Origin of the sequence: Bradyrhizobium sp. SZCCHNRI3052 (assembly GCF_032484895.1) — a bacterium.
In the GTDB taxonomy this organism is placed as follows: domain Bacteria; phylum Pseudomonadota; class Alphaproteobacteria; order Rhizobiales; family Xanthobacteraceae; genus Bradyrhizobium.
In genome coordinates, this window is record NZ_JAUETW010000014.1 from 1 (window position 1) to 25241 (window position 25241).

Below are 25241 nucleotides of genomic sequence, written 5' to 3' on the forward strand. Positions count from 1 at the left end.
TCTGGCACAGCCGTCACGTCCATCGCAGCCCACCTCCACGTTCGTGACGACGCGTACGTCCCTCTGCTCGAGGCGGGTTGCACGCAAGAGACCATGATTTCCGAAAAATAGCAAGGTAATTATTTTTCTCAGAACATGATCCACCCTCCCCCCGCACGCGGGCATCGGCTCAATCCGGCTTGGGCGGCTCGATCCAGATCCCCGGGTCGGAATGGGTCCGGATGTGATCGACGAGGAAATCGGCGAACACCCTGATCTTGGCCGGCAGCCTGACGCGGTTCTGGTAGGCGATGTTCATCGTCAAGAGCGGCAGCTCCCAGTCGAGCAGGACCGGCACCAGCCGGCCGGCCAGAATGTCGCTCTGCACGATGTAGAGCGGCTGGATCAGGATGCCGAGCCCGGCAAGCGCGGCGCCCTTGATCACCTGGCCGTCATTGCTGTCGAGCGTCGGCGCGATCCGAATGCTCTGGGCTGTCGTGCCGTTGCGCAGGGACAGGGAATACGGATCATTGGCAAGATTGTAGATCAGCATGTCGTGGCGCACCAGATCGCCGGGAACGACGGGACAGCCACGGCTCGCGAGATAGGACGGCGCGGCCGCCAGCACGCGCCGCATCTGCCCGATGCGGCGAACGACGATGCCCGAGTCCGGCTCATGCTCGCGGGTGCGGATCGCCACGTCGATGCCCGCCTCGATGAAATCCGGGTAGCGGTTGGCGGCGATGATCTGCAGGCTCAGCTTTGGATACATCGCGCGAAACGCCGGCAGCATCGGCGCGAGATAGATCGTCGCGAACGACAGCGAGCTGGTGACGCGCAGCATGCCCTGCGGCGACAGCGCGCGGTCGCTGACGGCGTCCTCGGCCTCGGCCAGCTCGTTGAGCAGCGGGCCGCAGCGCTGCAGCAGCTCCTGCCCGGCTTCGGTCAGCCAGAGCCGGCGCGTGTTGCGCTCGATCAGGCGCACCGCGAGCCGTTCCTCCAGCGCGCTGAGATGCCGGCTCGCCGCGGCGTTGGACATCCGTAAGGACTCGGCGGCCTTGGACAGGCTGCCCAGCTCGGCCGTCTTGGAAAACACCTCGAGTTGGAGCAGACGGTCCATTGTTACGCTAAACGGAAAACAGAGTTACAATTTTTGTCCTTTATTTCCATTTCCTGCAAGGCAAAATCGTCAGACAAGAACAAAGCCCAAGAACAAAGCTCAGGTGAGGACGCTGGAATGACGGGGCCGATCAGGCACATCGTGATGTGGCGGCTGCGCGCCGAGACGGCCGCCGAGCGCGCGGCGGCCCGGCTCAAGGTCAAAACCCTGTTCGAGGGCCTCAAGGGCCGCATCGACGGCCTGACCCACATCGAGGTCGGTCTCGATGTCAGCGACGTCGACTATGCCTGCGACGTCGTCCTGTTCTCCGAATTTGCCAGCAGCGCCGCGCTGCGGGCCTATGCCTCGCATCCCGAGCACCTGCGCGTGCGCGAGGAGCTCGGCGACCTCAGGATCGGCCGCTTCCAGGTCGATTATCCCATCGCTGCAGCGCCCCGCGCGTGACGGAGGCGTTCACCTTCGACGGCCTGCCCGGCCGCGGGCCCGGCACGTGAAGCAAGCAACGGACGGCATCGATGTCATTTCCTGATAAGCGCCTCGCCTTCATCGGCATCGGCAAGATCGGCCTGCCGATCGCGGCGCGGCTCGTCAAGGCCGGCTATGACGTCACCGCGTTCGATCCCAACGCCGCCCGGCTCGATGAGGCACGTGCGCTCGGCATGGCCGCCGCGTCGTCCGCGACGGATGCGGTGCGCGACCATGCCGTGGTCATCTCGTCGCTGCCCGACGACGCCGCACTGCGCGCGGCGATGCTCGGCAGCAACGGACTGATCGCAGCCATGGCGACCGGCGCGATCCTGATCGAGACCAGCACCGTGGGCGTCGATGCGTCGAGCGAGGTCGATGCCGCCACGGCCGCCCGCGACGTCGCTTATCTGCGCACGCCGATCTCCGGCAATGCCAGCATCGCCCACACCGGCGAGCTGACCTGCTTCGTATCCGGACCGAAAGCGGCCTTCGCGCGGATCACGCCGCTGCTGGCAAGCTTCACACGCGCGCAGACCTATCTGGGTGCGGCGGAAGAGGCACGCTACGCCAAGCTCGCCGTCAACCTGATGATCGCGACGACCGCGGCGATGATGGCCGAGAGCCTCGCATTGGCACGTAAGGGCGGCATCGCCTGGCCGGACATCTTGCAGGTGCTGCACGACAGCGCGGTCGCCTCGCCGATGGTGAAGTACAAGACCGCGCCGCTGCTGGCACGCGACTTTGCCGCCACGTTCTCCTGCGCGCAGATGGCCAAGGATCTCGATCTCATTCTCGGCGCCGGCCACGCCGTCGGCGTGCCGCTGCAGCTCGCGGCGCAGGTGCGCGAGACCTATGCCGCGCTGATCGCACAGGGCGATGCCGCAACCGACTTCCTCGCCACCGTCCGGCATGTCGAACGGCTGTCCGGGCTCGGCGAGCCCCTCTGAAAGGAGCCGCCTCTTGCGCAACTTCAACGAGACCACGATCACAGATGCCGTGCTCGAACGCCTGGCGGGCGCGCGTGATGCGCGGATCAAACAGGTCAGCGCGGCGCTGGTGCGCCATCTCCATGCCTTCGTGCGCGAGGTCCGTCCGACCCAGCAGGAATGGGAATACGGGATCGACTTCCTGACCCGCACCGGCCGGATGTGCGACGACAAGCGCCAGGAGTTCATCCTGTTGTCGGACACGCTCGGCGTTTCGATGCTGGTCGACGCCATCAATCATCCGGTGCCGGAAGGCGCCACCGAGACCACGGTGCTCGGCCCCTTCTTCGTCCAGGCGGCGCCGGAACGCGCCAACGGCGACGACATCTCGGGCCCGATGAAGGGCGATCCGCTGCTGGTGACCGGCTCGGTGTCGAGCGCGGACGGCGCGCCGCTCGCAGGCGCCGTGGTCGACGTCTGGCACTCCGACGACGACGGCTATTACGACGTGCAACGGCTCGAGCAGATCGGCGATCTCGCCATGCGCGCGCGCTTCCACACCGACGGCGACGGCCGCTTCCATTTCTGGTCGATCAAGCCCGCCGCCTATCCGATCCCCAATGACGGGCCGGTCGGCGACATGCTGGCAGCGCAGGGACGGCATCCGTGGCGGCCGGCACATGTGCATTTCATGATCTCGGCGCCGGGCTTCGAACGGCTGGTGACGCATGTGTTCGTCGCCGGTGATCAGTATCTCGATTCCGACGTCGTGTTCGGCGTCAAGGACAGCCTGATCCGCGACTTCGCGCGCTGCCCGCCGGGTCGTGCGCCAGATGGCCGCATGGTCGCGCAGGGATATTTCCATCTCAACTATGATTTCGGCCTGAAACGGCTTGCGGAGCGCGCCAATCGGGTTTGAGCTGAGCGGACGACAAGGACCGTCAAGAGTCCGGTATCGTCGAGGAAGCGGACGGGAGGAATGATGGAGTTGCGGGTCGGCACCGGTGCATTGGCCGAGCGGCTTTCGAGCCTGATCGGGCCACGCGCGAGTCTTGCGCGCGGCGTGCTGGATCAGCACGGCCGGAGCGAGTCGTACTATCCGGCGATGCCGCCCGACATCGTCGTGTTTCCCGAGACGACGCAGGAGGTCGCCGACATCGTCAGGCTGTGCGCCGAGGCCGGCATGCCGATCGTGCCGTTCGGCGCCGGCACGTCGCTCGAAGGCAACGCTGCGGCTGTCGCGGGTGGGGTCTGTTTCGACTTCGCCCGCATGAACAAGGTGCTGGCCGTGCACGACGCCGACATGGACGTCGTGGTGCAGCCCGGCATCACGCGCAAGCAGCTCAATGCGGAGCTGCGCACGACCGGCCTGTTCTTTCCGATCGATCCCGGCGCGGACGCCTCGATCGGCGGCATGAGTTCGACCCGCGCCTCCGGCACCATGGCGGTGCGCTACGGCACCATGAAGGACAACGTCCTCGCATTGGAGGTGGTTCTGGCCGATGGCCGGGTGATCCGCACCGCGAAGCGTGCGCGCAAATCCGCCGCCGGCTACGATCTCACCCGGCTGTTCGTCGGCGCGGAGGGGACGCTCGGGGTGATCACCGAGATCACGCTGAAGCTGCATCCCGTGCCGCAGGCGATCTCGGCCGCGACCTGCAGCTTCCCCACCCTGCATGACGCGGTCGACACCGCGATCGCGCTGATCCAGTCGGCCGTCCCCGCCGCCCGCATCGAGCTCGTCGACGACGTCATGATGCGCGGCATCAACGCCTATTCCAAGCTCGGCTACCGGGAGACGCCGACCCTGTTCCTGGAATTCCACGGCTCCGAGGCCGCCGTCGCCGAGCAGGCGCAGACCGCCGAAGCGATCGCGACCGAGCATGACGGCCGCGGCTTCGCCTGGGCGAAGGCGGCCGAGGACCGCAGCCGGCTGTGGCACGCGCGCGACAATACGCTGTACGCCGGCCTCGGCCTGCGGCCCGGCGCGCGCGCCGTCATCACCGATGTCTGCGTGCCGATCTCGCGGCTGGCCGAATGCCTGATCGAGACGCGCCGGGACGCCGACGCCAACGGTTTCCTTGCGCCGATCGTCGGCCATGTCGGCGACGGCAACTTCCACATGCTGATCCTGGTCGATCCCAACGATGAGAACGAGCTCGCCGGCGCCAAGGCGCTGCAGGCGCGCATGGTGGCGCGCGCGATCGCGATGGACGGCACCTGCACCGGCGAGCACGGCATCGGCCTCGGCAAGGTCGACTATCTCCGGGACGAGCTCGGCGAAGCCGTCGCGGTAATGCGCGCCATCAAGGCCGCGCTCGATCCCGGCGGCCTGATGAATCCGGGCAAGATCTTTGCCGGCGGAGCGTACGCATGACCGCCGCAGCCGCCATTGCAGCTCCATCGCCCGCGCCGCTGCTGGAGCTGCGCGGCATCAGCAAGTCGTTTCCCGGCGTCAAGGCGCTGGACGACGTCTCGTTCGCCATCTACCCGGGCGAGGTCCACATGCTGCTCGGCGAGAACGGCGCCGGCAAGTCCAGCCTGATGAAGGTGCTGTGCGGCGCCTACAGCGCCGATGCGGGCGAGATCACCTCCAAGGGCGAGAAGGTCGAGATATCATCGACGGCCGACGCGCAGAAGCTCGGCATCGCCGTCATCTTCCAGGAATTCTCGCTGGTGCCGTTCCTCGACATCGCGCAGAACATCTATCTCGGCCGCGAACCCAGAGGCCGGCTCCCCGGCACCATCGATCGCCGCAAGATCCTGGCCGACGCCAAGCGCGTGCTCGACAGCATCGGTTTCGACATCGATCCCTCTGTCATCGTCGACACGCTCGGCGTCGCGCAGCAGCAGATGGTCGAGATTGCGAAAGCGATCAGCCAGAATGCGCGGATCCTGGTGATGGACGAACCGACGGCGGCGCTGTCCGACCGCGAGGCGGAGCTGCTGTTCGCACTGATCAGGCGGCTGAAGGCGGACGGCGTCGCCATCGTCTACATCTCGCACCGCATGGCCGAGGTGTTCGCGCTCGGCGACCGCATCACCGTGCTGCGCGACGGCCGCCGCATCGACGATATCAGGCCCGCCGACGTCACCCCCGACCAGCTCGTGCGCATGATGGTCGGGCGCAATATCGACATGAGCTATCCGCGCCATTTCGCGGAAACGCCCGGCGAGCTCGTGCTCGAGGTCAGGGGACTGAGCGCGCCGACCGGCATTGCCGACATCAACATCGAGGTGCGGCGGGGCGAGATCGTCGGCCTGTGCGGCCTCGTCGGCTCCGGCCGCACCGAGGTGGCGCGCGCGATCTTCGGCGCCGATCCGGTCAGCGAAGGCGAGATCATCTTCGACGGCAAGCCGATCGCGGGCGAGCCCGACGTCGCGGCCCGCCGCGGCATCGCGCTGATCCCCGAGAGCCGCAAGAGCGAGGGCCTGGCGCTGCTGCGCTCGGTCGGCGACAACCTCGTGGTCTCGGCGCTGAAGAAGCTGTTTCCCAGCGGGCTCTACGATCCCCGCGGCGCACAGCGCACGGCGGACGGGCTGATCCGGCAATTGCGCATCGCAACACCGAATGCGCGGCAGACGGTCGGCCTGCTCTCCGGCGGCAACCAGCAGAAGGTCGTGATCGGCAAGTGGCTGGCGGCAGGCGCCAGGCTGTTCATCTTCGACGAGCCGACGCGCGGCATCGACGTCGGCGCCAAGTCCGAGATCTTCGCGCTGATCGACCGGCTGGTCGCCGATGGCGCGGCCGCGCTGATGATCTCGTCCGAGCAGATCGAGATCTGCCACGTCTGCGACCGCGCCTATGTCATGCGCGAAGGCCGCATCGCCGGGCACCTGGCGCGCAGCGAGCTGACCGAGGAGAATATCGTGCGACTGGGGATGCATGATGAGTGACGCCACCATCGTCTCGCCGCTCCGGACCTTACAGCGCATCCCGGGCGTGGCGATCGTGCTGGTGCTGTTGATCGCGCTGTTCGGCGCGATCGCGCCGGGCTTCCTGTCGGCCGCGAACCTGTCCAACGTGCTGGTGCAGTCGACGATCCTGACCATGCTCGCGCTGCCGATGACCCTGATCATCATGACCGAAGGGCTCGACCTCTCGATGGGCGCGGTGCTGACGCTGACATCGCTCTGCGTCGCCATCGTCTCGCTCGCGACCAAGTCCGTGCTGCTGGGCCTCGGCGCCGCGGTGCTGGTCGGCGCGGCGTTCGGCACCGTCAATGGCTGGCTGGTCACGATCGTCGGGATTCCGCCGTTCGTGGCGACGCTCGCCACGCTCGGCATGGCGCAGGGCCTGTCGCTGATCGTGAGCGACGGCCAGAGCGTGGTCGGCATTCCCCACGGCGTGCGCGACATCTATTCGGCGACGCTGCTCGGCATCCCCGTGCCGATCGTGATGGGGCTTTTGACCTACGCTGCGTTTCACGGCCTGCTCTATCACACCAGGTTCGGCACCTACATCTTCGCGCTCGGCGGCAATCGCGAAGCGCTGCGCTATGCCGGCCTGTCGCCGACACGACTCCTGATCGCGGTCTACGCGATCGGCGGCACGATGGCGGGCATCGCCGGTCTGCTGATGACCGCGCGGATGAATTCGGGACATCCGACCGCAGGGCTCGGGATGGAGTTCGACGCCATCGCGGCGGTCGCGGTCGGCGGCACCTCGTTCGAGCGCGGCAATGGCTGGCTGCTCGGCACCGTGCTCGGCGTCGTCGCCGTCGGCGTGCTGCGCAACGGTCTCAACCTGGTGTCGCTGCCGTCCTCGGTGCAGGTCGCAAGCGTCGGCGCGCTGGTCATCATCGCGATGTTCCTCGACGGCCTGCGGAGCCGGTCATGACCGACATCGCCAAGGACACGCTGCCGCCGCCGCGCTCGCTCCTGTCGCAGAACGCCGCGCAGGTGTTCTATCGGATGCTCGCCGCGCTGCTGATCTGCGCGGCGCTGACCGTGCTGAGCGACTCCTTCCTCAGCCTCGGCAACATCCTCAACGTGCTCAGGCAGGCGAGCCTGACCTTCTTCATCGCCTCCGGCCTCACCCTGGTGGTGCTGACCGCCGGCCTCGATCTGTCGGTCGGCGCCAACGTTGCCTTGTCGGCGTGTCTCGCCGGCACCGTGATCCATCAGACCGGCTCGCCCGCACTCGGGATCCTGACCGGGCTGCTCGCCGGCGGCAGCGTCGGCTTCCTCAATGGCTTCATGGTCACGGCGCTGCGCATCCCCTCCTTCATCGCCACCTACGGCATGCTCTGGGTGCTGAACGGCGTCACCTACTGGTACATGGCGGGCGAGACGATCCACGGCTTTCCCGCGGGCTTCCGCCAGATCGGCAGCGGCTACCTGCTCGGGCTGCCGATCCCGGTCTATCTGCTGCTGGTGTTTCTCGCGATCGGATCGTTCTTCGCGCAACGCACGATCTGGGGCCAGGAGATCTACGCCATCGGCGCCAATCCGGTCGCGGCCCGGCTGTCCGGCATTCCGGTCGCGCGCCGGCTGCTGCTCGTCTACACCGTCTCCGGCACCATGGCCGGGCTCGCCTCCATCATCTTCCTGTCGCGGCTCAACTCGGCCGAAGCCGACATCGGCGAGAGCCTGACCTTGCCGGCCATTGCCGCGGTGCTGATCGGCGGCACCTCGCTGTTCGGCGGCGTCGGCACGGTGTTCGGCACCTTCATCGGCGCCCTGATCCTGACGCTGGTGCTGAACGGCATGAACCTGCTCGCGATCAGCGCCAACTGGCAGCCGCTCGTCACCGGAATCATCGTGATCGTCGCCGTCTGGCTCGACATGAAGACCCGGCGCCGGGCGCAATGAACCTGGAAGACAACCAAAAAACGAGGGAAGGAAACGATATGCAACAACGGATCACGCGCTGTCTCGCTCTGTCACTTCTGATCGCCGCTGGCGTGACGCAGGCCCGCGCCGACGGCGAGACCATCGCCGTCTTCACCAAGAACCAGACCAATCCGTTCTTCCAGACGGTGCGCGTCGGCGCCGACAACATGGCGAAGGTCCTCAACGCCAAGATCCTGCACTACATCCCGACCAAGCCGGACTCGATCCCCGAGCAGCTCAGCCAGATCGAGGACGTCGTGGTGAAGAAGCCGAGCGCGATCGTGTTCACGCCGGTCGACTACAAGGCGATGGTGCCCGGGGTCGAGAAGATCAACGACGCCAAGATCCCCGTCGTCAACATCACCGACCGCTCCGCCGGCGGCAAGTTCGTCGCCTTCGTCGGCGCCGACGACTACAGCCTGGGCCTTGAGACCGGACGTTTCCTGCTCAAGACGCTCGGCGGCAAGGGCAACATCGTCATCATCGAAGGCGTCAAGGGCTCGCTGACCAATGTCGACCGCGTCCGCGGCTTCAACGACGCGCTCAAGGAGAACCCCGGCGCCAAGCTGCTGGCGTCGCAGCCCGGCAACTATCAGCGCCTGCAGGCCCTGCAGGTGATGGAGAACCTGATGCAGTCCAATGCGCAGATCGACGGCGTGCTCGCCGCCAACGACGCCATGGCGGTCGGCGCGATCGAGGCGCTGGACGGCGCCGGCCGCAAGGCGCAGGTGATCGGCATCAACGGCACCAAGGAGGCGATCGACGCCATCAAGTCCGGCAAGCTGCTCGCCAGCGGCGACTACAACGGCTTCGCCCAGGGCTGCCTCGGCACCATGATGGCCGTCCGCGCATTGCGCGGCCAGCCCGTCATCAACGAGATCGTGCTGAAACCGACCGTCATCACCAAGGACAATTATCAGCCGTTCGACGTGTCGCTGGAGCAGCGCACCTGCCCGAGCTTCGAGGATGCAGGCAAGCTCAGCGCGAAATAGGATCAGCCATCAGTCCGGAAGCAGGACGGCACGCAGCCGTCCTGCTTCAACTTGCGGAGAGAATTCATGCTGTTTGCGATTCACGCGCTCGACAAGCGGGACGCGCTGCCGGTCCGGCTTGCCAACTACGACGCGCACAAGGCCTATCTCGGTGACAGCGCCCGCCTGCCCGTCACCATCGTGATGTCCGGCCCGCTCGTCTCCGACGATGGTTCGACGATGATCGGCAGCCTGTTCCTGGTCGAGGCTCCCGGCCGCGCCGAGGTCGAAGCGTTCAACCGCGCCGACCCGTTTGCCGCGGCCGGGATCTGGGAGAAGGTGACGATCACCGGGTTCCTGCGGCGCCAGGGTTAATCCGACTGCGTCACGCGGATCTCAGCAGTTGCAGTTTCCGCCGTCACCCGGAATCTGGAAATTGTCAGGTGTGGACGCAAAACAATCTCGAGATTCCGGGTTCAAGGCCCGCGGCCTTGCCCCGGAATGACGGTGGTTGCGACGCAGTAGTACCAGTCACCCCTTCAGCTCGACGCCGGCCAGCGCCTCGCTCAGCTTCGCCAGCGCCGTGTGATCCTGCCCGGGTCCGAGCATCCCCTGCGCGCTGGCGCTGAGCTCGCGGCAGAGGTTGGAGAACGGCGCGGCGACGCCGGCGGCACGCGCGACCTCGAGCGCGATCGACAGGTCCTTCACCATCAGGTCGAGCCCGAAGCCGCTGTTGAATTGGCGCGACAGCACGAACTGCTTGAACTTCTTCTGCGTCGAGTTGTTCATGCCGGTCGAGGCGTTGAGCACGTCGGTCATCAGGCCGGGGTCGATGCCGAACTGCTGGCCGATCAGCAGCGCCTCGACGCCGATCAGGAAGCCACCGGCCGAGACGAGGTTGTTGAGCGCCTTCATCGCCTGGCCCGAGCCGAGGCCGCCGATGCGGTGGATCGTGGTGCCCATGGCGCGCAACAGCGGCTCGACGCGGTCGAGCGCGCCCGGCTCGCCGCCGGCCATGATCGCGAGCTCGCCGGTCACGGCGCGCGGCACGCCGCCACTGACCGGCGCATCGAGCATGGTGACGCCGAGCGGGGCGAGATCGGCGGCGATCGCCTGCGTCGCCGCCGGCGCGCCGGAGCTCATGTCGATGACGATGTGATCGCGCGTCAGGCCGGCGCGCAGCGCGCCGACGGCGTCCGCGACATGTTTGCTAGTCGGCAGCATCGTGATGATGACATCCGCCTGCCCCGCCGCGGCCGCGAGGTCGCCGGCCTCGACACCGCCGACCTTGGCGACGAACTCAGCAGCCCGCCCGGGCACGGCGTCATTGACGGCGACCGCAAAGCCGGCGCCGAGCAGGCGCGCGGCCATCGGCCAGCCCATGTTGCCGATGCCGACGAACAGGACCTTTTGCGGCGCGCTCATGCGCCGTCCTTCTTGGCGATGGCACCTTCCGCGACCAGCACCTCATGCGCGGCCTTGAACGCCTCGAGGCCCGCGGGAATGCCGCAATAGACGGTCGCGTGCAGCAGGATCTCCTTGATCTCGTCGACCGTGACGCCGTTGGTGAGCGCGCCCTTGACGTGCAGCTTCAGCTCGCTCGGCTTGCTGAGCGCGGTCAGCATCGCGAGATTGATGATGCTGCGGGTGCGGCGATCCAGTCCTGGCCGGGTCCAGGCATAGCCCCAGCACATTTCGGTGGTGATGTGCTGGAAGGCCATCATGAAGTCGTCGGCCTTGGCGAGGCTGCCATCGACATAGGCCGCGCCGAGCACCTCGCGGCGCACCTTCAGGCCCTTCTCGAACAGTTCTTTTTCGTCGCTCATCCACTCGTCTCCTTCTGCAAACCCTGATGTCATCTCGTTGTTTGAGCATGATCTCCGCGCAAACGCCTTCGGCGTTTGTCGCGAGGGAAAACCGGCTTCCACTTTTCCGGATCATGCTCTGGCGCCTCGCCGCGCGGACTGACAACAACAACGCCGGGCGGCATTGTCAGTGACGTCCGCACGGCGGAATTGATCGGAGATGCGAATCCGCTAGCCGTGCTTGACGATCAGGGTCTTCATCGCGGCAAGCTCGTACAGCGCCTCGAAACCCTTCTCGCGGCCGTGTCCCGATTTCTTCATGCCGCCGAACGGCAGCTCGATGCCGCCGCCGGCGCCGTAGCCATTGACGAACATCTGGCCGACCTTGACCTTGCGCGCGACGCGCATCGCTCGCGAGCCGTCGCCCGACCAGACGCCGGCGACCAGGCCGAAATCGGTGGCGTTGGCGAGCCTGACGGCGTCGGCCTCGTCGTCGAACGGCATCGCCGCCAGCACCGGACCGAACACCTCCTCGCGCGCCAGCTCGGAGTCGCGCGCGACGTGCTGATACAGCGCCGGCGCCACATAGAAGCCCTCGCTCGGCACGCCCTCGGCGATCCTGCCGGTCGCCACGCGCCTGGCGCCGCCGCTTTCGGCACGCGCCAGCATGTTTTCGATCCGCGTCTTCTGGACCGCGCTGATGACCGGACCAAGATCGAGATCCATCTCCGGCGTGCCGGCCGTGATCTTCTCGAAGCGGAGCGTGAGGTCGGCCAGGAAGCGGTCCCAGATCGAGCGCTCCACCAGCACGCGCGAGCCGGCCGAGCAGGTCTGGCCGGCGTTCTGCACGATCGCCGCGGCCACCGAGGTCAGCGCGGCATCGAGATCGGCGTCGGCGAACACGATCTGCGGCGACTTGCCGCCGAGTTCGAGCGTGCAGCCGATGTGGTTCCTCGCGGCCGCCGTCTGCACCAGCGTGCCGACCTCCGGGCTGCCGGTGAAGGAGATGAAATCGATGCCGTCATGCGCCGACAGCGCCGCACCCGCCTCCTCGCCAAGACCCGGCACGACATTGATCGCACCGGCCGGGAAGCCGGCTTCCGCCGCGAGCTCGGCAAGACGCAGCGGCACCAGACAGGCCTCCTCGGCCGGCTTGATCACGGTCGCGTTGCCCATCGCCAGCGCCGGCGCGACGGTGCGACCGAACATCTGGCCCGGATAGTTCCAGGGAATGATGTGGCCGGTGACGCCGAGCGGCTCGTACACCGTGGTGACGAAGAAGCCGTCGAGGAACGGGATGGTGTCGCCATGCACCTTGTCGGCGGCGCCGCCGTAATATTCGAAATAGCGCGCGACGGCGACGACGTCCGCCTTGGCCTGCTTCATCGGCTTGCCGGTATCGGCCGCTTCGAGCTTCGCCAGCTCCTCGGCATTGTCCTCGACGAGGCGGCCGAGCTTCGACAACAGGCGCCCGCGGTCCACCGCGGCGAGCCGGCCCCACGGGCCTTCCAGCGCGCGGCGCGCCGCCGCCACGGCAAGATCGATGTCGGCCGCGTCACCGGCGGCAATCGAGGCGATCACCTGTCCGGTCGCCGGCGCCAGCATCGCAATGCTGCGGCCCGACTGCGCGGGCTGCCACTTGTTGTCGATGAAGACGCCCTTGGCGGCAGGCAGTTTGACATTGGCGTTCATGGCAGCTCTCCGGCTTCTCTTTGCAGCTCGTCCGCGGGTCATATCAGACCTCGGCACGGCGCATCCCCTCGCGGCCGCGCGACAGCCGGTCGGCAATGGAGGCGTGTCACCAGGGCCGGACTGACCGGCCCCTCTCTCCGTTTGCGCTGCAGCGGTCATGATGCCCGATGGATGCGTCCGACGTTTCTGTCAGACAATCCGGGAGCCGTCCAGAACGGGACGTGGGGCGCACGAGAACGTGCGGCGCGCGGCCCTGCGGGGCTCGCGCGCGATCGGCCGCGACATGATCGTCGCAAGGCTCGTCATCTGGCTGACCGCCCGGTCCGCCATGCGGTCGGGAACGCTCGTGGCCGGCGCGCGATTACGCGCCGGTTCTCGCCTTGCTCGCCGCGATCTGGTGCAGCGCCCATCTCGCATTCTTGCGCACGTCGGGATCGAGATCGTCGGCGACCAGCGCGAGGTACGGCTCGCCGTCGGGCGCAGCGATCTCGCCGAGCGCAGCCGCCGCCTCCTTGCGCAGATTGGCCTGCTCGTGGGTGATGCATTGGCCGATCGGCCGCACCGCATGCGGCACCTTCATGCGTCCGAGGCTGCGGATCGCCTTCAGGCGCACCTGCCAGAACTCATCCGCCAGGCAGGCGATCAACGGATCTGCGGCGACGGCACCATTGACGTTGAGCCCGAGCGTCTCGGCCGCCATCTCCCGCACCATCCAGTCGGAATCCTTGAGCGCGCGTGTGATGGTCTCCGCGGCGATCTTCATGTGCGAGAAGGCGAGCGCGCTGACCGCCGCGCGCCGGACATGCGCATCGGGATCACTGATCAGCGCCGTCAGCGCCGGAATCGACTCCTCGAGCTTGAGGAAGCCGATGACGCCGATCGCCTGCACGCGGACCGCGGCATCCGGATCCTGCAGCGCCTCCAGCGCCGGCTTGAGCGTATCCTTGCGCCGCAGCTCCTTCAGCGCGCGCAGCGCGCCCATCCGGACGAAGGCATGGGCATGCTTCACCAGCGTCAGGATGGCGTCGGCCGAAGCGGGATCCTTGAACTCGGCGAGACTGTCGGCGGCTGCCGATGCGACGATCCGCTCGGGATCGACGAGCAATTGGACCAGCGCCTCCGCCGCCTCCGGTCCATCGAACTCGCCGAGCGCCATGGCGACCTGCTGGCGCACGCCGGCGTCGGGATCGGCCACCATCTTCGCCAGATGCGCGACCGCGGCGGGATCGCCGGAATGTCCCAACGCGATGATGGCGACCCGCCGCTCCGCCGGATCGGCGGCACCGAGCCGTTCGTCGGCGTCGTCGAGATCGTCGTAGGATTCGAACGGGCTCGACATGATCACCTCAACAGATAGGGAATGTTGACGGTGACGGCGCCGGTCGGGCAATCCGCCTCGCAGGGCATGCAGTACCAGCATTCGTCATAGGCCATGAACGCCTTGCCGGTCATGTCGCTGATCCTGAGCACGTCGAGCGGGCAGACGTCGACGCAGACCGTGCAGCCCTTGTCGGCGATGCATTTGGCGTCGTCAACGACGACCGGGACCGACGTCTGATAGGTTGCAAGAGGCATGTCTCGTTCTCCTTCTGATCGTCAGGCGCTGGCGCGGATGCGCTGCTTGTCGTAGAGGTCCTTCTCGTCGTCCGCGATGGGCACGACATAGGGCTGCACCGCCCGCTTCTCGCTGGTCATGCGGCCGTCCTGCTTGCTCAGCAGCGTGTGGCAGAACCAGTTCTCGTTGTCCTTCTCCGGAAAATCGGTGCGCCAGTGATAGAGTCCCCAGCGGCTCTCCTCGCGGAACAGCGAGGCATGGGCGGCCATGTCCGCGCAATCCATGATCGACTGCACCTCCAGTGCGCGCAGCAGTTCATGCGCGTTGCGCGCGATCATGCGCTCCTGCATGTCCTCGCGGACCTCGGCGAGCCGGCGCATCCCGAGCTCGTACTTCCGCGTCACCTTCGGCGGCTGCAGATAGTCGTTGACCAGGCGCCGCGTCTTGTACTCGATCTGGTTCGGCGGAATGCCGTCCTCGCGCTTCGTCGGCGCCAGCACGCGCTCGCGCTCCAGCGCGATCTCGGCGGCATCGATGTCGCCGAAATCATGATTGTCGGCGAACTCCATCGCATCAAGCCCGGCGAACGAACCGTTGGTGAATGCGCCCAGCATGTAGTTGTGCGGAACGCTGGCCATGTCGCCGGCCGCATAGAGCCCGGGGACGGTCGTGCGGGCATTGTCGTCGACGAACACGCCCGACGCGCTGTGGCCCGAGCAGAAGCCGATCTCGGAGATGTGCATCTCGATCGACTCCTTGCGGTAGTCGACGCCGCGGCCCTCCTGGAACAGTCCGCGCGTGGGGCGCTCGACCTTGTGCAGGGTGTGCTCGATCTCCTCGATGGTCTTGTCGTGCAGGTGCTTGAGCTGCAGGAAGACCGGCCCCTTGCCCGACAGCAGCTCGTTGTAGAACTCCAGCATCATCTGGCCGGACCAATAGTCGCATTCGATGAAGCGGCGATCCTCGTTGTTGGCGGTATAGGCACCGAAGGGACCGGCGACATAGGCGCAGGCCGGACCGTTGTAGTCCTTGATCAGCGGATTGATCTGGAAGCATTCGAGATTGGCGAGCGCCGCGCCCGCGTGATAGGCCATCGCATAGCCGTCGCCGGAATTGGCGGCGTTCTCATAGGTGCCGAACATGTATCCAGAGGTCGGCAGGCCGAGCCGTCCCGCCGCGCCCATGCACAGGATTACGGCCTTGGCCTTGATCACCAGCATCTCGGCGGTGCGGGTGTTGACGCTGACGGCGCCGGCGATGCGGCCATCGCTCGACTTCAAGAGCCGCGTCGCCATGTAGCGGTTGGAGATCAGGATGCGTGCGCGGCGCAGTTGCCGATATAGCGCCTTCTTGACGGTCTCGCCGTTCGGCATCGGCAGCACGTAGGTGCCGATGTGGTGCACCTTCTTGACGGCATAGTCGCCGTTCTCGTTCTTGAGGAAGCGGATGCCGAAGCTGTCGAGCTCCTCGATGATCCCGTAGCAGCTCTGGGCGTATTTGTAGACCGCCTTCTGATCGACGATGCCGTCATTGGCGATCGTGATCTCCTTGGTGTATTGCTCCGGCGTTGCATAGCCGGGGATGACGGCGTTGTTCAGGCCGTCCATGCCCATCGAGATCGCGCCGGAGCGCTTGACGTTCGCCTTCTCCAGCAGAACGACGTTCGCCTTGGGATTCTTCAACTTGGCCTTCAGGGCAGCCATCGGACCGGCGGTGCCGCCGCCGATCACCAGCACGTCGCAGGACACCTCCGAGAGGCCGTCGACGATCTCATCCATTGCCATTCTAAGCTCCTGCTTGGCCGGGGTCACACCGGTCCGGATCAGACTTGTTCAGCGGGGCACCCGGCGATAGCAATTAGTTGTCGCCTGAGCGCATTTCTTCGCGCCGGCCAGTCAGCGCTCGACGAACGCCTTCTCGACCACGAAATGGCCGGGCGTGCTGTGGTTGCCTTCGACGAAGCCGCGCCCCTCCAGCATGGCCTGGAGCTCGGCCAACATCGCCGGGCTGCCGCAGAGCATGATGCGGTCGGTCTCGACATCGAGGTCGGGCCCGCCGATGTCGGCGAACATCTGCCCCGATGCGATCAGTTCGGTGATGCGGCCGCGGTTGCGGAACGGCTCGCGGGTCACCGTGGGGTAATGAAGCAGCCGGTTCCGGACCAGCGGTCCAAAGAATTCGTGGCCGCGCAGGCCATCGACGAGCTGCTCGCCATAGGCGAGCTCCGAGACCTGGCGGCAGCCATGGGCCAGCACGATGGTCTCGTAGGTCTCGTAGATGTCGGGATCCTTGACCAGGCTGGCGAACGGCGCCAGCCCGGTGCCGGTCGACAGCAGCAGCAGACGCCTGCCCGGAATCAGGTTGCCCGCGATCAGCGTTCCCGTCGCCTTGCGCCCCACCAGGATGCGATCGCCCTCTTTGATCTTCTGCAGCCGGGAGGTCAGCGGCCCGTCCGCCACCTTGATGCTGAAGAATTCCAGCTCCTCCTCGTGATTGGCGCTCGCCATGCTGTAGGCGCGCATCAGCGGCCGGCCGTCGACCTCGAGCCCGATCATCGCGAACTGCCCGTTCTGGAAGCGGAAGCCGGGATCCCGCGTGGCGGTGAAGCTGAACAGCGAATCGGTCCAGTGCCGGACCGACAACACCGTCTCGGTCTGAAAAGCGCTCATCGTCGTCTCCTGAGGCGCGGGGCGCGCCGTGTGGCGGTTGCTGACGACGATGTCGCGGAAACGGCGCGGTTCGGCAATTTCGAACGCGCCGCGGCGGTGGATTAGTTGCAAAGATTGTTCCGCGGGAAGGCGAGCGCGCGGCAACGAAGCACCTCGCGCTCCACATTCCGTCGAACAAGGCAATTAGTTGCTGGGGGCCCCGGTCCGTCTCCCCTAGCGTGACGACGCCGGCTTCGGCACAACCAGGAGGCGCCATGATTCCAGCCGATACCCTCAACAGCGAAGTCAGTCCCGACCTGGCGTCGTTACGGCTGCGGAATGCCGGCGGCGCTCCCGCGGAGCTGTCCGCCGAACGGCTGCGGCTGTCCTGCATGTGCGCGCATTGCAGGCGGGCCCGCCTCGACGGCCGCTTCCCGGCGCAGTTTCCCGGGATCGGCATCGTCGGGGTCGGAGATCTCGGTTACGGCTTGAACATCGCGTTTTCCGACGGCCACAATCGCGGCATCTATCCGAAATCATACCTTTGGGAACTCGTTGCCGCCTGAGGTGCGTCGCGCGGTGACAGATGGCACGAACATTGCTCCGCTTCTGATCAGTATGATCAATGCGGAGGCAAGACATGTTGCTGCAGGCAGCCAAATCAGCTGCGGACGCCGTGCCCTCTCCCATGACGTCAGCGCGCGCGGTGACCAGTTCGTCGCTCCTGCTCACCGAAAGCCAGCAATCCATCGGCGGCCCGCCGTCGCTGATCGAAAGGCTCAGCCTGCGCGAGCGTGAGCAGGTGCTCAAGCAGGGCCGCCGCAAGGTGCTGAACCGCGGCCAGACGCTGTTCAGCCAGGGCGCCAGGCACGACGGCATCTTCCTGGTCGAGAGCGGCCGCATCCGCGTGTTCTATACGTCGCCGCAGGGGCGCGAGATCACGCTGGCCTATTGGCATGTCGGCAATTTCGTCGGCGGTCCCGAGGTGTTCGACACCGGCGTGCATCAATGGTCCGGCATCGCCGCCAGCAATGCCAGCGTGATCCAGCTTCCCGGCAAGGAGCTGCGAACGCTGGTGGCGGAGATCCCCAATCTCGCGATCGGACTGATCGAAGGGTTGAGCTTCAAGGGAAAATGCTACTCCGCCCTGGCCCAAATGCTGGGGACGCGTTCGATCACCGAGCGGCTCGCTCATCTGCTGCTGCATCTCGTCGACCTCTATGGCGTGGATGATCCCGACGGCAAGGTCATTGCCGCGGCCTTCACCCATGCCGACATCGCCCACATGGTCGGGGCGACGCGGCAGTGGGTGACGATCAGCCTCAAGCGGATGCAGGAAAAGAATATCGTCCGCACCAGGCGTTCGCAGATCGTGGTCTGCCGGCCCGACGTCCTGGACGAGATGCGCGGCCAGGCCGCGGATTAGCCGGCCTGCTCATGCAAGCGGCTGTCATGAGCGAAATTGCCCAAGGAGTACGCAACCGGATTTTGACGGCAACTAATCCACCCGCTGCCGAACTCCGGATTTGCGCTCGTGGACGCGGCCTTCATCATGGCGCCATCAGCCATCCAACCGAACGGGGATGAGAATGGTCCGCTGCCGTCACGCGCTCTTGCTATCCGTCACCTGTCTGTCCCTGATCGCGGCGCAGCCCGTCGCAGCAGAGACAGTCACGATCGGCATAGGCACCCAGGACACCACGACCAACACGGTGACGGCCGGCACCATCGTGCGGCAGCTTCACCTGCTGGAGAAGTATCTGCCCAAGGACGGCAAATACGCCAACATCAAGTTCGAGATCGAGTGGCAGAACTTCACCTCCGGTCCGCCCGTCACCAACGGGATGATGGCGAACAAGCTGCAGTTCGGCATGATGGGCGACTACCCGCTGATCGTGAACGGCTTCACCTTCGAGAACAATCCCGAGAGCAAGAGCCGGCTGATCGCCGTCGCCGCCTACAGCCTCGCCGGCTCCGGCAACGGCATCGTCGTTCACAAGGACTCGCCCTACTACGAACTCTCCGACCTCAAGGGCAAGCTGGTCAGCGTGCCGTTCGGCTCGGCCGCACACGGCATGGTGCTGAAGGCGCTTCAGGACGGCGGCTATCCGGCGGATTTCTTCCAGCTGGTGAGCCAGACGCCGGAGGTCGGCTCGACCAACCTGCAGGAAAAGAAGATCGACGCGCACGCCGATTTCGTGCCGTTCGCGGAGCTGCTGCCGTTCCGCGGCTTTGCGCGCAAGATCTTCGACGGCGTCCAGACCAACCTGCCGACATTCCATGGCGTCGTCGTCCGCACCGACTTCGCGGAAAAATATCCCGAGGTCGTCGTCGCCTATGTCAAGGCGGTGATCGCCGCCAACCAGTGGCTGCGCCAGGATCCGAAAGCGGCGGCCGAAAAGATCCAGGAATGGACCGGGATCAACAAGGAGGTCGTCTACATCTTCCTCGGCCCCGGCGGCAACATGACCACGGATCCGACGATCAAGCCGGCGCTGGTGGATGCCGCCGCGACTGACGTCAAGGTGCTGCAGAGCCTCGGCCGCATGAAAGAGTTCGATCCGAAGACATGGGTCGACGACAGCTACATCCGCAAGGCCTATGCCGAGCTGAAGCTGGACTACGACAAGGATCTCGCCAGCACCGCGAACTACGAAATCTCCGGCGAGGACAAGTTCTGCAGCAGGCCGATCACCGAGCCGCGCAAGGCCGGCGAGGTCTGGGTCGACGGCGAGGGCATCATAGCCTTCAGCAGCGCGACCTGCACGCTCGGCGCCTATGCCGACTACAAGGCCAAGGGCAAGAAGATCAACGTCGCCTACGTCTTCGACACCGCGCGCGGCATCAAGCTGTTCGCCGACCAGGCGTTCTTCGCGGCGGCCAATGGCGAGATCGCGCCGTTCCTGCTGAAGAAGGATGCCGAAGCCTATGCCGCCAAGATCGGCGGCAAGGTGATGGGACTTGATGACGCCGTGAAGCTGGCGATGGCGGGAGGCAAGACTTGAGCAGCCCCGCTTTGATGACATCCCCCGACCAGGCTGCGGCGACCGCCGCGCCTGGCACCGCGATCCCGCCGAGCCGTCCAGACGTCTCCGCCCGCGCGGCACGCTGGTTCCGGCTGAACCAGGACAGGCTGCAGTCGGTGCTGATCGGCACCGCGTCGCTGATCCTGTTCCTGATCGCCTGGCACCTGCTGACGACCTACCGCGTCGTCTTCTTCGTGAAGTTCACCAACGTGCCGGCGCCGCTGGCCGTCTATGCGAGCTTCACCAAGGCGATCCACGATCCGAAATTCCTGATGCACATCCTGCTCAGTTGCCGCCGGATCTTCATCGGGTTCTCGCTGGCCGCACTGGTCGGCGTGCCGCTCGGCCTGATCATGGGCCGGTTCAAGCTGGTGCACGAGATCGTCTTCCCGGTCGCCGAGGTGCTGCGTCCGATCCCGGCGATTGCCTGGGTGCCGATGGCGATCATGCTGTGGCCGACCAACGAGCAGAGCATCGTCTTCATCACCTTTCTCGGCTCGTTCTTTCCGATCCTGGTCAACACGCTGCACGGCATGACGCTGGTCGACCCCGTGCTGGTGCGGGCCGCCAAGTGCCTCGGCGCGCGGGAGACCGCGATCTTTCGCGAGGTCTATTTCCCGGCGTCGCTGCCGCACATCTTCACCGGCCTCACCGTCGGCATGGGCGTCGCATGGGTGTCGCTGATCGCGGCCGAGATGATCTCGGGACAGTTCGGCATCGGCTACTTCACCTGGGAAGCCTATTCGCTGGTCCAGTATGCCGACATCGCGCTCGGGATGATCGCGATCGGCGTGCTCGGGCTCGGCTCGAGCCTCGTGATCCGCGCAGCCGGACAGTTGGTGATGCCCTGGAGGTCGCGATGAGCCAAGCCGCAGCGGATACGAGACAGGGCCATATCGAGGTCTGCAACTTCGCCCTGAGCTACGAGACCATCGACGGCGCCGTCGAGGCCGTCACCGACACGCAGATCCACGTCGAGCCTGGTGAGTTCGTCTCGATCGTCGGACCGTCGGGTTGCGGCAAGTCGACACTGCTCAACGCCGTCGCGGGTTTCCTCAAACCCACCAGCGGCGTCGTCACGGTCGACGGCCATGCCGTGACGGGTCCGAGCGCCGAGCGCGGCATGGTGTTCCAGCAATATTCGCTGTTTCCCTGGAAGACGGTGCGCGAGAACGTCGAGTTCGGGCTGAAGATGCGCGGCATGCCGAAGTTCGAGCGCGCACGCGCGGCGCGCACTCTGCTCGGGCTCGCCGGCCTCGAGGCGTTCGAGAACCATTATCCCGAGCGCCTCTCCGGCGGCATGAAGCAGCGCGTCGGCATCGTGCGCGCGCTCGCCACCGGTCCCAAGGTGCTGCTGCTCGACGAGCCGTTCGGCGCGCTCGACGCGCAGACCCGCATCATCATGCAGCAGATCCTCACCAACATGTGGCAGCGGCTGAAGATCTCGGTGCTGTTCGTCACCCACGACATCGACGAGGCGATCTTCCTGTCCGACCGCGTCTACTGCATGACCGCGCGCCCGGGCTCGATCAAGGCCGAAATCCAGATCCCGCTCGAGCGGCCCCGCCAGCAAGCGATGATGATGTCGTCGGAGTTCCTGGCGCTGCGGCGCGGGCTGATGTCGCTGATCCGCGAGGAAAGCCTGAAGGCGATGGGCGGCGAGATCACCGATCTCGGCATGCAGGGACTCAGTATCGAGCTGCAGGGCCAGTCGATCGCCGAAATCCTCTGAGGCGCTCGATCCGCGACGTCCGCTCCAGCTGCGCCCGAAATCGCCCGATGGTCGCATCCGGGCGGGCGCATCAGTGCTGGCGTCCCTGCCGGTCCTGACGCAGAATGCCGGAAAGCCAAACAAGGACATCGCAGGGGGAGTGCCCGGATCCGTCAGCATCGACATCGGGCGCGAGTTGCTCGCAGGCGCACACGAAGGGGTCCAGGCGAACGCGCACCGGCTGTGCATCGCACGGCACGGACGACGTTCGAGATCCTGCCAGTGTCGCCGTCGGGCGCTGCTGCTCTCCAGGCGCAACTGAGAGGAAGCCAATGCAGGGCACCATCTTTCCAAGCCTCAAGGATCGGGCCGTCCTCGTGACCGGCGGCGGCTCCGGCATCGGGGAAGCGATCGTGCGCAATTTCCTCGGCCAAGGCGCGCGTGTCGGATTCATCGACATCGATCTGGAGGCGTCGCAGCAGCTGCTGGCGAGCCTGCCTGCGGAGGCCAAGGTGCACTTCGAGCATGCCGACCTTCGCGACATCGGTGCGCTGAGGGCCGCGGTCGACGGCGCCCGTGCGGCGCTGGGGCCGATCACCATTCTGGTGAACAACGCCGCGCGTGATGACCGCCACGCGATCGAGGACGTCACGCCGGACTATTGGGACGAGCGCATCGCCGTGAACCTCAAACATCAGTTCTTCGCGGCCCAGGCGGTCGCGCCGGACATGATCCAGGCCGGAGGCGGCGCGATCGTCAATCTCGGTTCGGTGAGCTGGGTGCTCGGCCAGGGCAACATGCCCTGCTACACCACGGCGAAGTCGGCGATCCAGGGACTGACCCGCGCCCTCGCCCGCGATCTCGGACCCAATAACGTGCGGGTCAATTCCATTCTTCCGGGCTGGATCATGACCGAGCGGCAGCAGAGACTCTGGCTGACGCCCGAGGGCGAGGCCGAGCTCATGCGCCGCCAATGCCTCAAGCGCAAGCTCGTGCCGGACGACATCGCCCGCGTGGTGCTGTTCTTCGCCGCCGACGACAGCGGCGCCTGCACCAACCAGAACTACATCGTCGACGGCGGCTGGGCCTGAGGCTCGACCATCATCACGAAGCCACGAGGTGCGGTCCGGTGCTGCCGCGTGCGACGATCTCGAAGCCGAGGTCGATCCGCCGCGTTCTCGGCCGCTTGCCGGTGGCGATCACCTGAAGCACCAGTTCGGACGCCACGCGCCCCATGTCGGCGCGCGGCGTCAGCACGGTCGACAGCGGCGGATTGGAGGCCGCCGCGAATTCCAGGTCGTTGAAGCCGATCAGCGACATCCGGCGCGGGACCTCCAGCCCCGCCTGCTGGCAGGCGAATAGCGCACCAAGCGCGATGTTGTCATCGCAGCAGAAGATCGCATCGGGAACTTCGCTCGCGAGCATCTCCTCGGTCAGCTTCCGCCCCAGCGAGATCGTCGCCTGCGCCGGCAGCCAGGCCACCAGCGACGTGCCGTCCAGCCCCGCTTCGGCCAGCGCCGCGCGATACCCCTCGAGCCGGGCGCGGGCCCGGTCGTCGCGCTGTCCCGAGAGATAGGCAATCCGCCGATGTCCCAGCTCGATCAGGAAGCGGGTCGCGGCGTAGCCGCCCTGGCGCTGCGAAAGTCCGACATTCAGATCGATCGGATCGTCGGTCAGCTCGAACGTCTGCACCACCGGAATCCGCGAACGTTCGAGAACGCGCCGCGCGGCCCGCGTCTGGTTCACTCCGACCAGGATCAGCGCCTCGATGTTCTGGCCCAGCAAGGTCCTGATCGCGCCCTCTTCCTCCTCCGCCGAGTAGCGGCTGCTGACGACGACGGGGCGAAAGCCGAGCGGCAGCAGGGTGTCGTAGATCGCCTGCAGGTAGTCCGCGAAGATGCCGTTGGAGAGCGACGACACGACGATGCCGATCGAATGCGTGCGGGTCGAGGCGAGCCGGCTCGCCGCGAAGTTCGGCACATAGGCCAGCCTGTCGACCGCGGCATCGATCCGCTTGCGCAACTCCGGCGACACCATATCGGGCCGCCGCAGCGCCCGCGACACAGTGACAGCGCTGACATGGGCGATGCGCGCGACGTCCTCCAGCGTGGTGCGACGCTTCTGAGACATGATCCTTGCAACATTGATTCACGCGGATTTGTCCGAACCATATTCATGACATGCGGCCGGCCGCTTGGCAAAAGCCGCGCGACGGTAATTGACAGCGCTGTCATTGATCAGTAACGCTTGGCGGGTCGAGACGACGAGCAATGCTCGCACAACCTCCGGAAACAAAGAGGCGTCTCGCACATGCGTCATTGATTTGGCGCCACAACAACAGGGGAGGTCACGAATGTCGTCCAAGTCGATGAGGGCGCGATGCCTTGCCACTTGTGCATCGCTGGTGTTGGTCACGGCGTTTGCCGGCAAGGCGCTGGCGGAGCCGGAGATGGTCAAGGGACCGGCGACCGAGCCTGAATGCATGGTGCCGTGGACCACGGACACCAAGTTCTTCAAGTTTCCGGCCAAGAAGGGCCCGTACCGCATCGCACTGGCGAACGGCTACATCGCCAATACCTGGCGCATCCAGATGATCCAGACCGCGAAGGCCTATGCGGCGCAGCCGGAGGTCAAGGCCAAGCTGAAGGAATTCAAGGTCGTCTCGACCGGCGAGGACGTACCGGCCCAGATATCGGCAATCAACAACTTCATCGATTCCGGCTATGACGCCATTGTCGTCAACGCGCAGAACCCGACCGCGTTCGGGCCGGTGATCAAGCGCGCCAAGCAGGCCGGCGTGATCCTCGTCGCCTTCGACAACATCCTCGCGACGGAAGATGCGATCAACGTCAATGTCGACCAGAAGGGTCTCGGCGAACTCTGGGCGAAGTGGCTGGTCAAGAACGTGCCCGGCGGCGGCAAGGTGCTCGAGGTGCGCGGCGTCGCCGGCACCTCGGTCGACACCGATCGGCACAACGGCTTCCACTCCGTTCTCGATGCCTCCGGCAAGAAGTGGCAGGTCACCGAGGTCGTCGGCAAATGGGACGACGGCGTCGCCCAGAAGGCCACGGCGGATGCGATCGCGACCAATGGCCCGTTCGATGCGATTTCCGGCCAGGGCGGCGACACCGGCATCGTGCAGGCCATGCTCGACGCCAAGCACAAGATGGTGCCCTTCGGCGGCGAGACCGAAAACGGCTTCCGCAAGTTCTGCGCCGCCAAGGCGTCCGAAGGCCTGAAATGCTCTTCCGCCGGTACCGGACCTGCGCAGGTCGCGGTCGCGATCAAGGTCGCGCTCGCCGCGTTGGAAGGCAAGGTGGTGCCGCAATCGGTCAAGCTGCCGCTCGCCGTCGTCGAAGATCCGAACTTCAAGAAGGATCAGGACTACTTCCCGGCCCAGTCCGACAACTTCTTCGTCGGCAACTCCTTCCCGACCTGCGGCATCAACTTCACGGCGCAGGAGATCATGGGTCAGTCGAAGGAAAATCAATAGGCCGGTGTGATC

Annotated in this window: 24 protein-coding genes and 1 pseudogene; 16 read left to right on the forward strand and 9 right to left on the reverse strand. The window is 66.0% G+C overall.

The features are described from left to right. Positions 1-169: 169 nt before the first annotated feature. Positions 170-1099 carry a LysR family transcriptional regulator gene (locus QW887_RS28695; RefSeq protein ID WP_315736697.1) on the reverse strand — a complete coding sequence of 310 codons (930 nt, stop codon included), beginning with the start codon at positions 1097-1099 and terminating at the stop codon, positions 170-172. 117 nt (positions 1100-1216) lie between these two features. Here QW887_RS28695 and QW887_RS28700 point away from each other — a divergent pair, with 117 nt between their 5' ends. From QW887_RS28700 to QW887_RS28740, 9 genes and pseudogenes are all read left to right on the forward strand, one after another. Then, complete coding sequence (locus tag QW887_RS28700) at positions 1217-1543, forward strand: Dabb family protein (protein ID WP_315713510.1); 327 nt, start codon at positions 1217-1219, stop codon at positions 1541-1543. 68 nt (positions 1544-1611) lie between these two features. Then, positions 1612-2514: pseudogene (locus QW887_RS28705) on the forward strand (NAD(P)-dependent oxidoreductase); the annotation flags it as partial. A gap of 13 nt (positions 2515-2527) precedes the next feature. Next, the gene (locus tag QW887_RS28710; RefSeq protein WP_315713511.1) at positions 2528-3412 is read left to right on the forward strand and encodes an intradiol ring-cleavage dioxygenase; all 885 of its coding nucleotides are present in this window, start codon (positions 2528-2530) and stop codon (positions 3410-3412) included. Positions 3413-3475: 63 nt separating this feature from the next. Continuing rightward, complete coding sequence (locus QW887_RS28715) at positions 3476-4870, forward strand: FAD-linked oxidase C-terminal domain-containing protein (protein ID WP_315713656.1); 1395 nt, start codon at positions 3476-3478, stop codon at positions 4868-4870. Beyond that, positions 4867-6390, forward strand: a complete 1524-nt coding sequence (locus QW887_RS28720) for a sugar ABC transporter ATP-binding protein (protein WP_316195586.1) — start codon at positions 4867-4869, stop codon at positions 6388-6390. Before QW887_RS28715 ends, QW887_RS28720 begins: the two co-directional genes overlap by 4 nt. Further along, positions 6383-7333 (forward strand): ABC transporter permease, encoded by a 951-nt coding sequence (locus QW887_RS28725; RefSeq protein ID WP_316184067.1) that lies wholly within the window; start codon positions 6383-6385, stop codon positions 7331-7333. The genes QW887_RS28720 and QW887_RS28725 overlap by 8 nt, the downstream gene beginning before the upstream one ends. Beyond that, positions 7330-8307 carry an ABC transporter permease gene (locus QW887_RS28730; protein WP_316169848.1) on the forward strand — a complete coding sequence of 326 codons (978 nt, stop codon included), beginning with the start codon at positions 7330-7332 and terminating at the stop codon, positions 8305-8307. The genes QW887_RS28725 and QW887_RS28730 overlap by 4 nt, the downstream gene beginning before the upstream one ends. A gap of 38 nt (positions 8308-8345) precedes the next feature. Then, complete coding sequence (locus tag QW887_RS28735) at positions 8346-9320, forward strand: sugar ABC transporter substrate-binding protein (RefSeq protein ID WP_316184069.1); 975 nt, start codon at positions 8346-8348, stop codon at positions 9318-9320. Positions 9321-9386: 66 nt separating this feature from the next. After that, positions 9387-9674 (forward strand): YciI family protein, encoded by a 288-nt coding sequence (locus QW887_RS28740; RefSeq protein WP_315752359.1) that lies wholly within the window; start codon positions 9387-9389, stop codon positions 9672-9674. Between the two features lie 156 nt (positions 9675-9830). On the opposite strand, the gene QW887_RS28745 is transcribed toward QW887_RS28740, so the two are convergent. The 7 genes from QW887_RS28745 to QW887_RS28775 form a co-directional block, all read right to left on the reverse strand. Beyond that, on the reverse strand, positions 9831-10724 hold the full coding sequence (locus tag QW887_RS28745; protein WP_315752358.1) for an NAD(P)-dependent oxidoreductase: 894 nt from the start codon (positions 10722-10724) through the stop codon (positions 9831-9833). Then, a complete protein-coding gene (locus QW887_RS28750) occupies positions 10721-11125 on the reverse strand; it encodes a carboxymuconolactone decarboxylase family protein (RefSeq protein ID WP_315713518.1) in 405 nt (134 codons plus the stop codon). Before QW887_RS28750 ends, QW887_RS28745 begins: the two co-directional genes overlap by 4 nt. 210 nt (positions 11126-11335) lie before the next feature. Beyond that, positions 11336-12796, reverse strand: coding sequence for an aldehyde dehydrogenase family protein (locus QW887_RS28755; RefSeq protein ID WP_316184072.1), 1461 nt, complete (start codon positions 12794-12796; stop codon positions 11336-11338). 361 nt (positions 12797-13157) lie between these two features. Continuing rightward, complete coding sequence (locus QW887_RS28760) at positions 13158-14135, reverse strand: HEAT repeat domain-containing protein (protein ID WP_316195588.1); 978 nt, start codon at positions 14133-14135, stop codon at positions 13158-13160. A 2-nt stretch (positions 14136-14137) separates the two neighbouring features. Continuing rightward, positions 14138-14371, reverse strand: a complete 234-nt coding sequence (locus tag QW887_RS28765; protein ID WP_006609939.1) for a ferredoxin family protein — start codon at positions 14369-14371, stop codon at positions 14138-14140. A gap of 21 nt (positions 14372-14392) precedes the next feature. Further along, positions 14393-16135, reverse strand: a complete 1743-nt coding sequence (locus QW887_RS28770; RefSeq protein ID WP_316195590.1) for a fumarate reductase/succinate dehydrogenase flavoprotein subunit — start codon at positions 16133-16135, stop codon at positions 14393-14395. Between the two features lie 111 nt (positions 16136-16246). Beyond that, the gene (locus tag QW887_RS28775; RefSeq protein ID WP_316195592.1) at positions 16247-17020 is read right to left on the reverse strand and encodes a ferredoxin--NADP reductase; all 774 of its coding nucleotides are present in this window, start codon (positions 17018-17020) and stop codon (positions 16247-16249) included. A 254-nt stretch (positions 17021-17274) separates the two neighbouring features. Between QW887_RS28775 and QW887_RS28780 the strand changes: the two genes are divergently transcribed. The 6 genes from QW887_RS28780 (at position 17275) to QW887_RS28805 (ending at position 22827) form a co-directional block, all read left to right on the forward strand. Further along, positions 17275-17565: a gamma-butyrobetaine hydroxylase-like domain-containing protein gene (locus tag QW887_RS28780; protein ID WP_315713523.1), complete on the forward strand. Its 291-nt coding sequence runs from the start codon at positions 17275-17277 to the stop codon at positions 17563-17565. 74 nt (positions 17566-17639) lie between these two features. Continuing rightward, on the forward strand, positions 17640-18425 hold the full coding sequence (locus QW887_RS28785; protein ID WP_315752353.1) for a Crp/Fnr family transcriptional regulator: 786 nt from the start codon (positions 17640-17642) through the stop codon (positions 18423-18425). Positions 18426-18588: 163 nt separating this feature from the next. Continuing rightward, entirely contained in the window at positions 18589-20004 is a 1416-nt protein-coding gene (locus QW887_RS28790; protein WP_316195594.1) for an ABC transporter substrate-binding protein, read from the forward strand. Further along, positions 20001-20888, forward strand: a complete 888-nt coding sequence (locus tag QW887_RS28795; protein ID WP_315769577.1) for an ABC transporter permease — start codon at positions 20001-20003, stop codon at positions 20886-20888. Before QW887_RS28790 ends, QW887_RS28795 begins: the two co-directional genes overlap by 4 nt. Next, entirely contained in the window at positions 20885-21757 is an 873-nt protein-coding gene (locus tag QW887_RS28800) for an ABC transporter ATP-binding protein (protein WP_315769575.1), read from the forward strand. The genes QW887_RS28795 and QW887_RS28800 overlap by 4 nt, the downstream gene beginning before the upstream one ends. A 311-nt stretch (positions 21758-22068) precedes the next feature. Further along, entirely contained in the window at positions 22069-22827 is a 759-nt protein-coding gene (locus QW887_RS28805) for an SDR family oxidoreductase (RefSeq protein ID WP_315769572.1), read from the forward strand. A gap of 13 nt (positions 22828-22840) precedes the next feature. Here the strand turns inward: QW887_RS28805 and QW887_RS28810 are convergent, their stop codons facing one another. Further along, positions 22841-23866, reverse strand: coding sequence for a LacI family DNA-binding transcriptional regulator (locus QW887_RS28810; protein WP_316184077.1), 1026 nt, complete (start codon positions 23864-23866; stop codon positions 22841-22843). A gap of 223 nt (positions 23867-24089) precedes the next feature. Here QW887_RS28810 and QW887_RS28815 point away from each other — a divergent pair, with 223 nt between their 5' ends. After that, complete coding sequence (locus tag QW887_RS28815; protein ID WP_315825326.1) at positions 24090-25229, forward strand: sugar ABC transporter substrate-binding protein; 1140 nt, start codon at positions 24090-24092, stop codon at positions 25227-25229. The last annotated feature ends 12 nt before the right edge of the window (positions 25230-25241 follow it).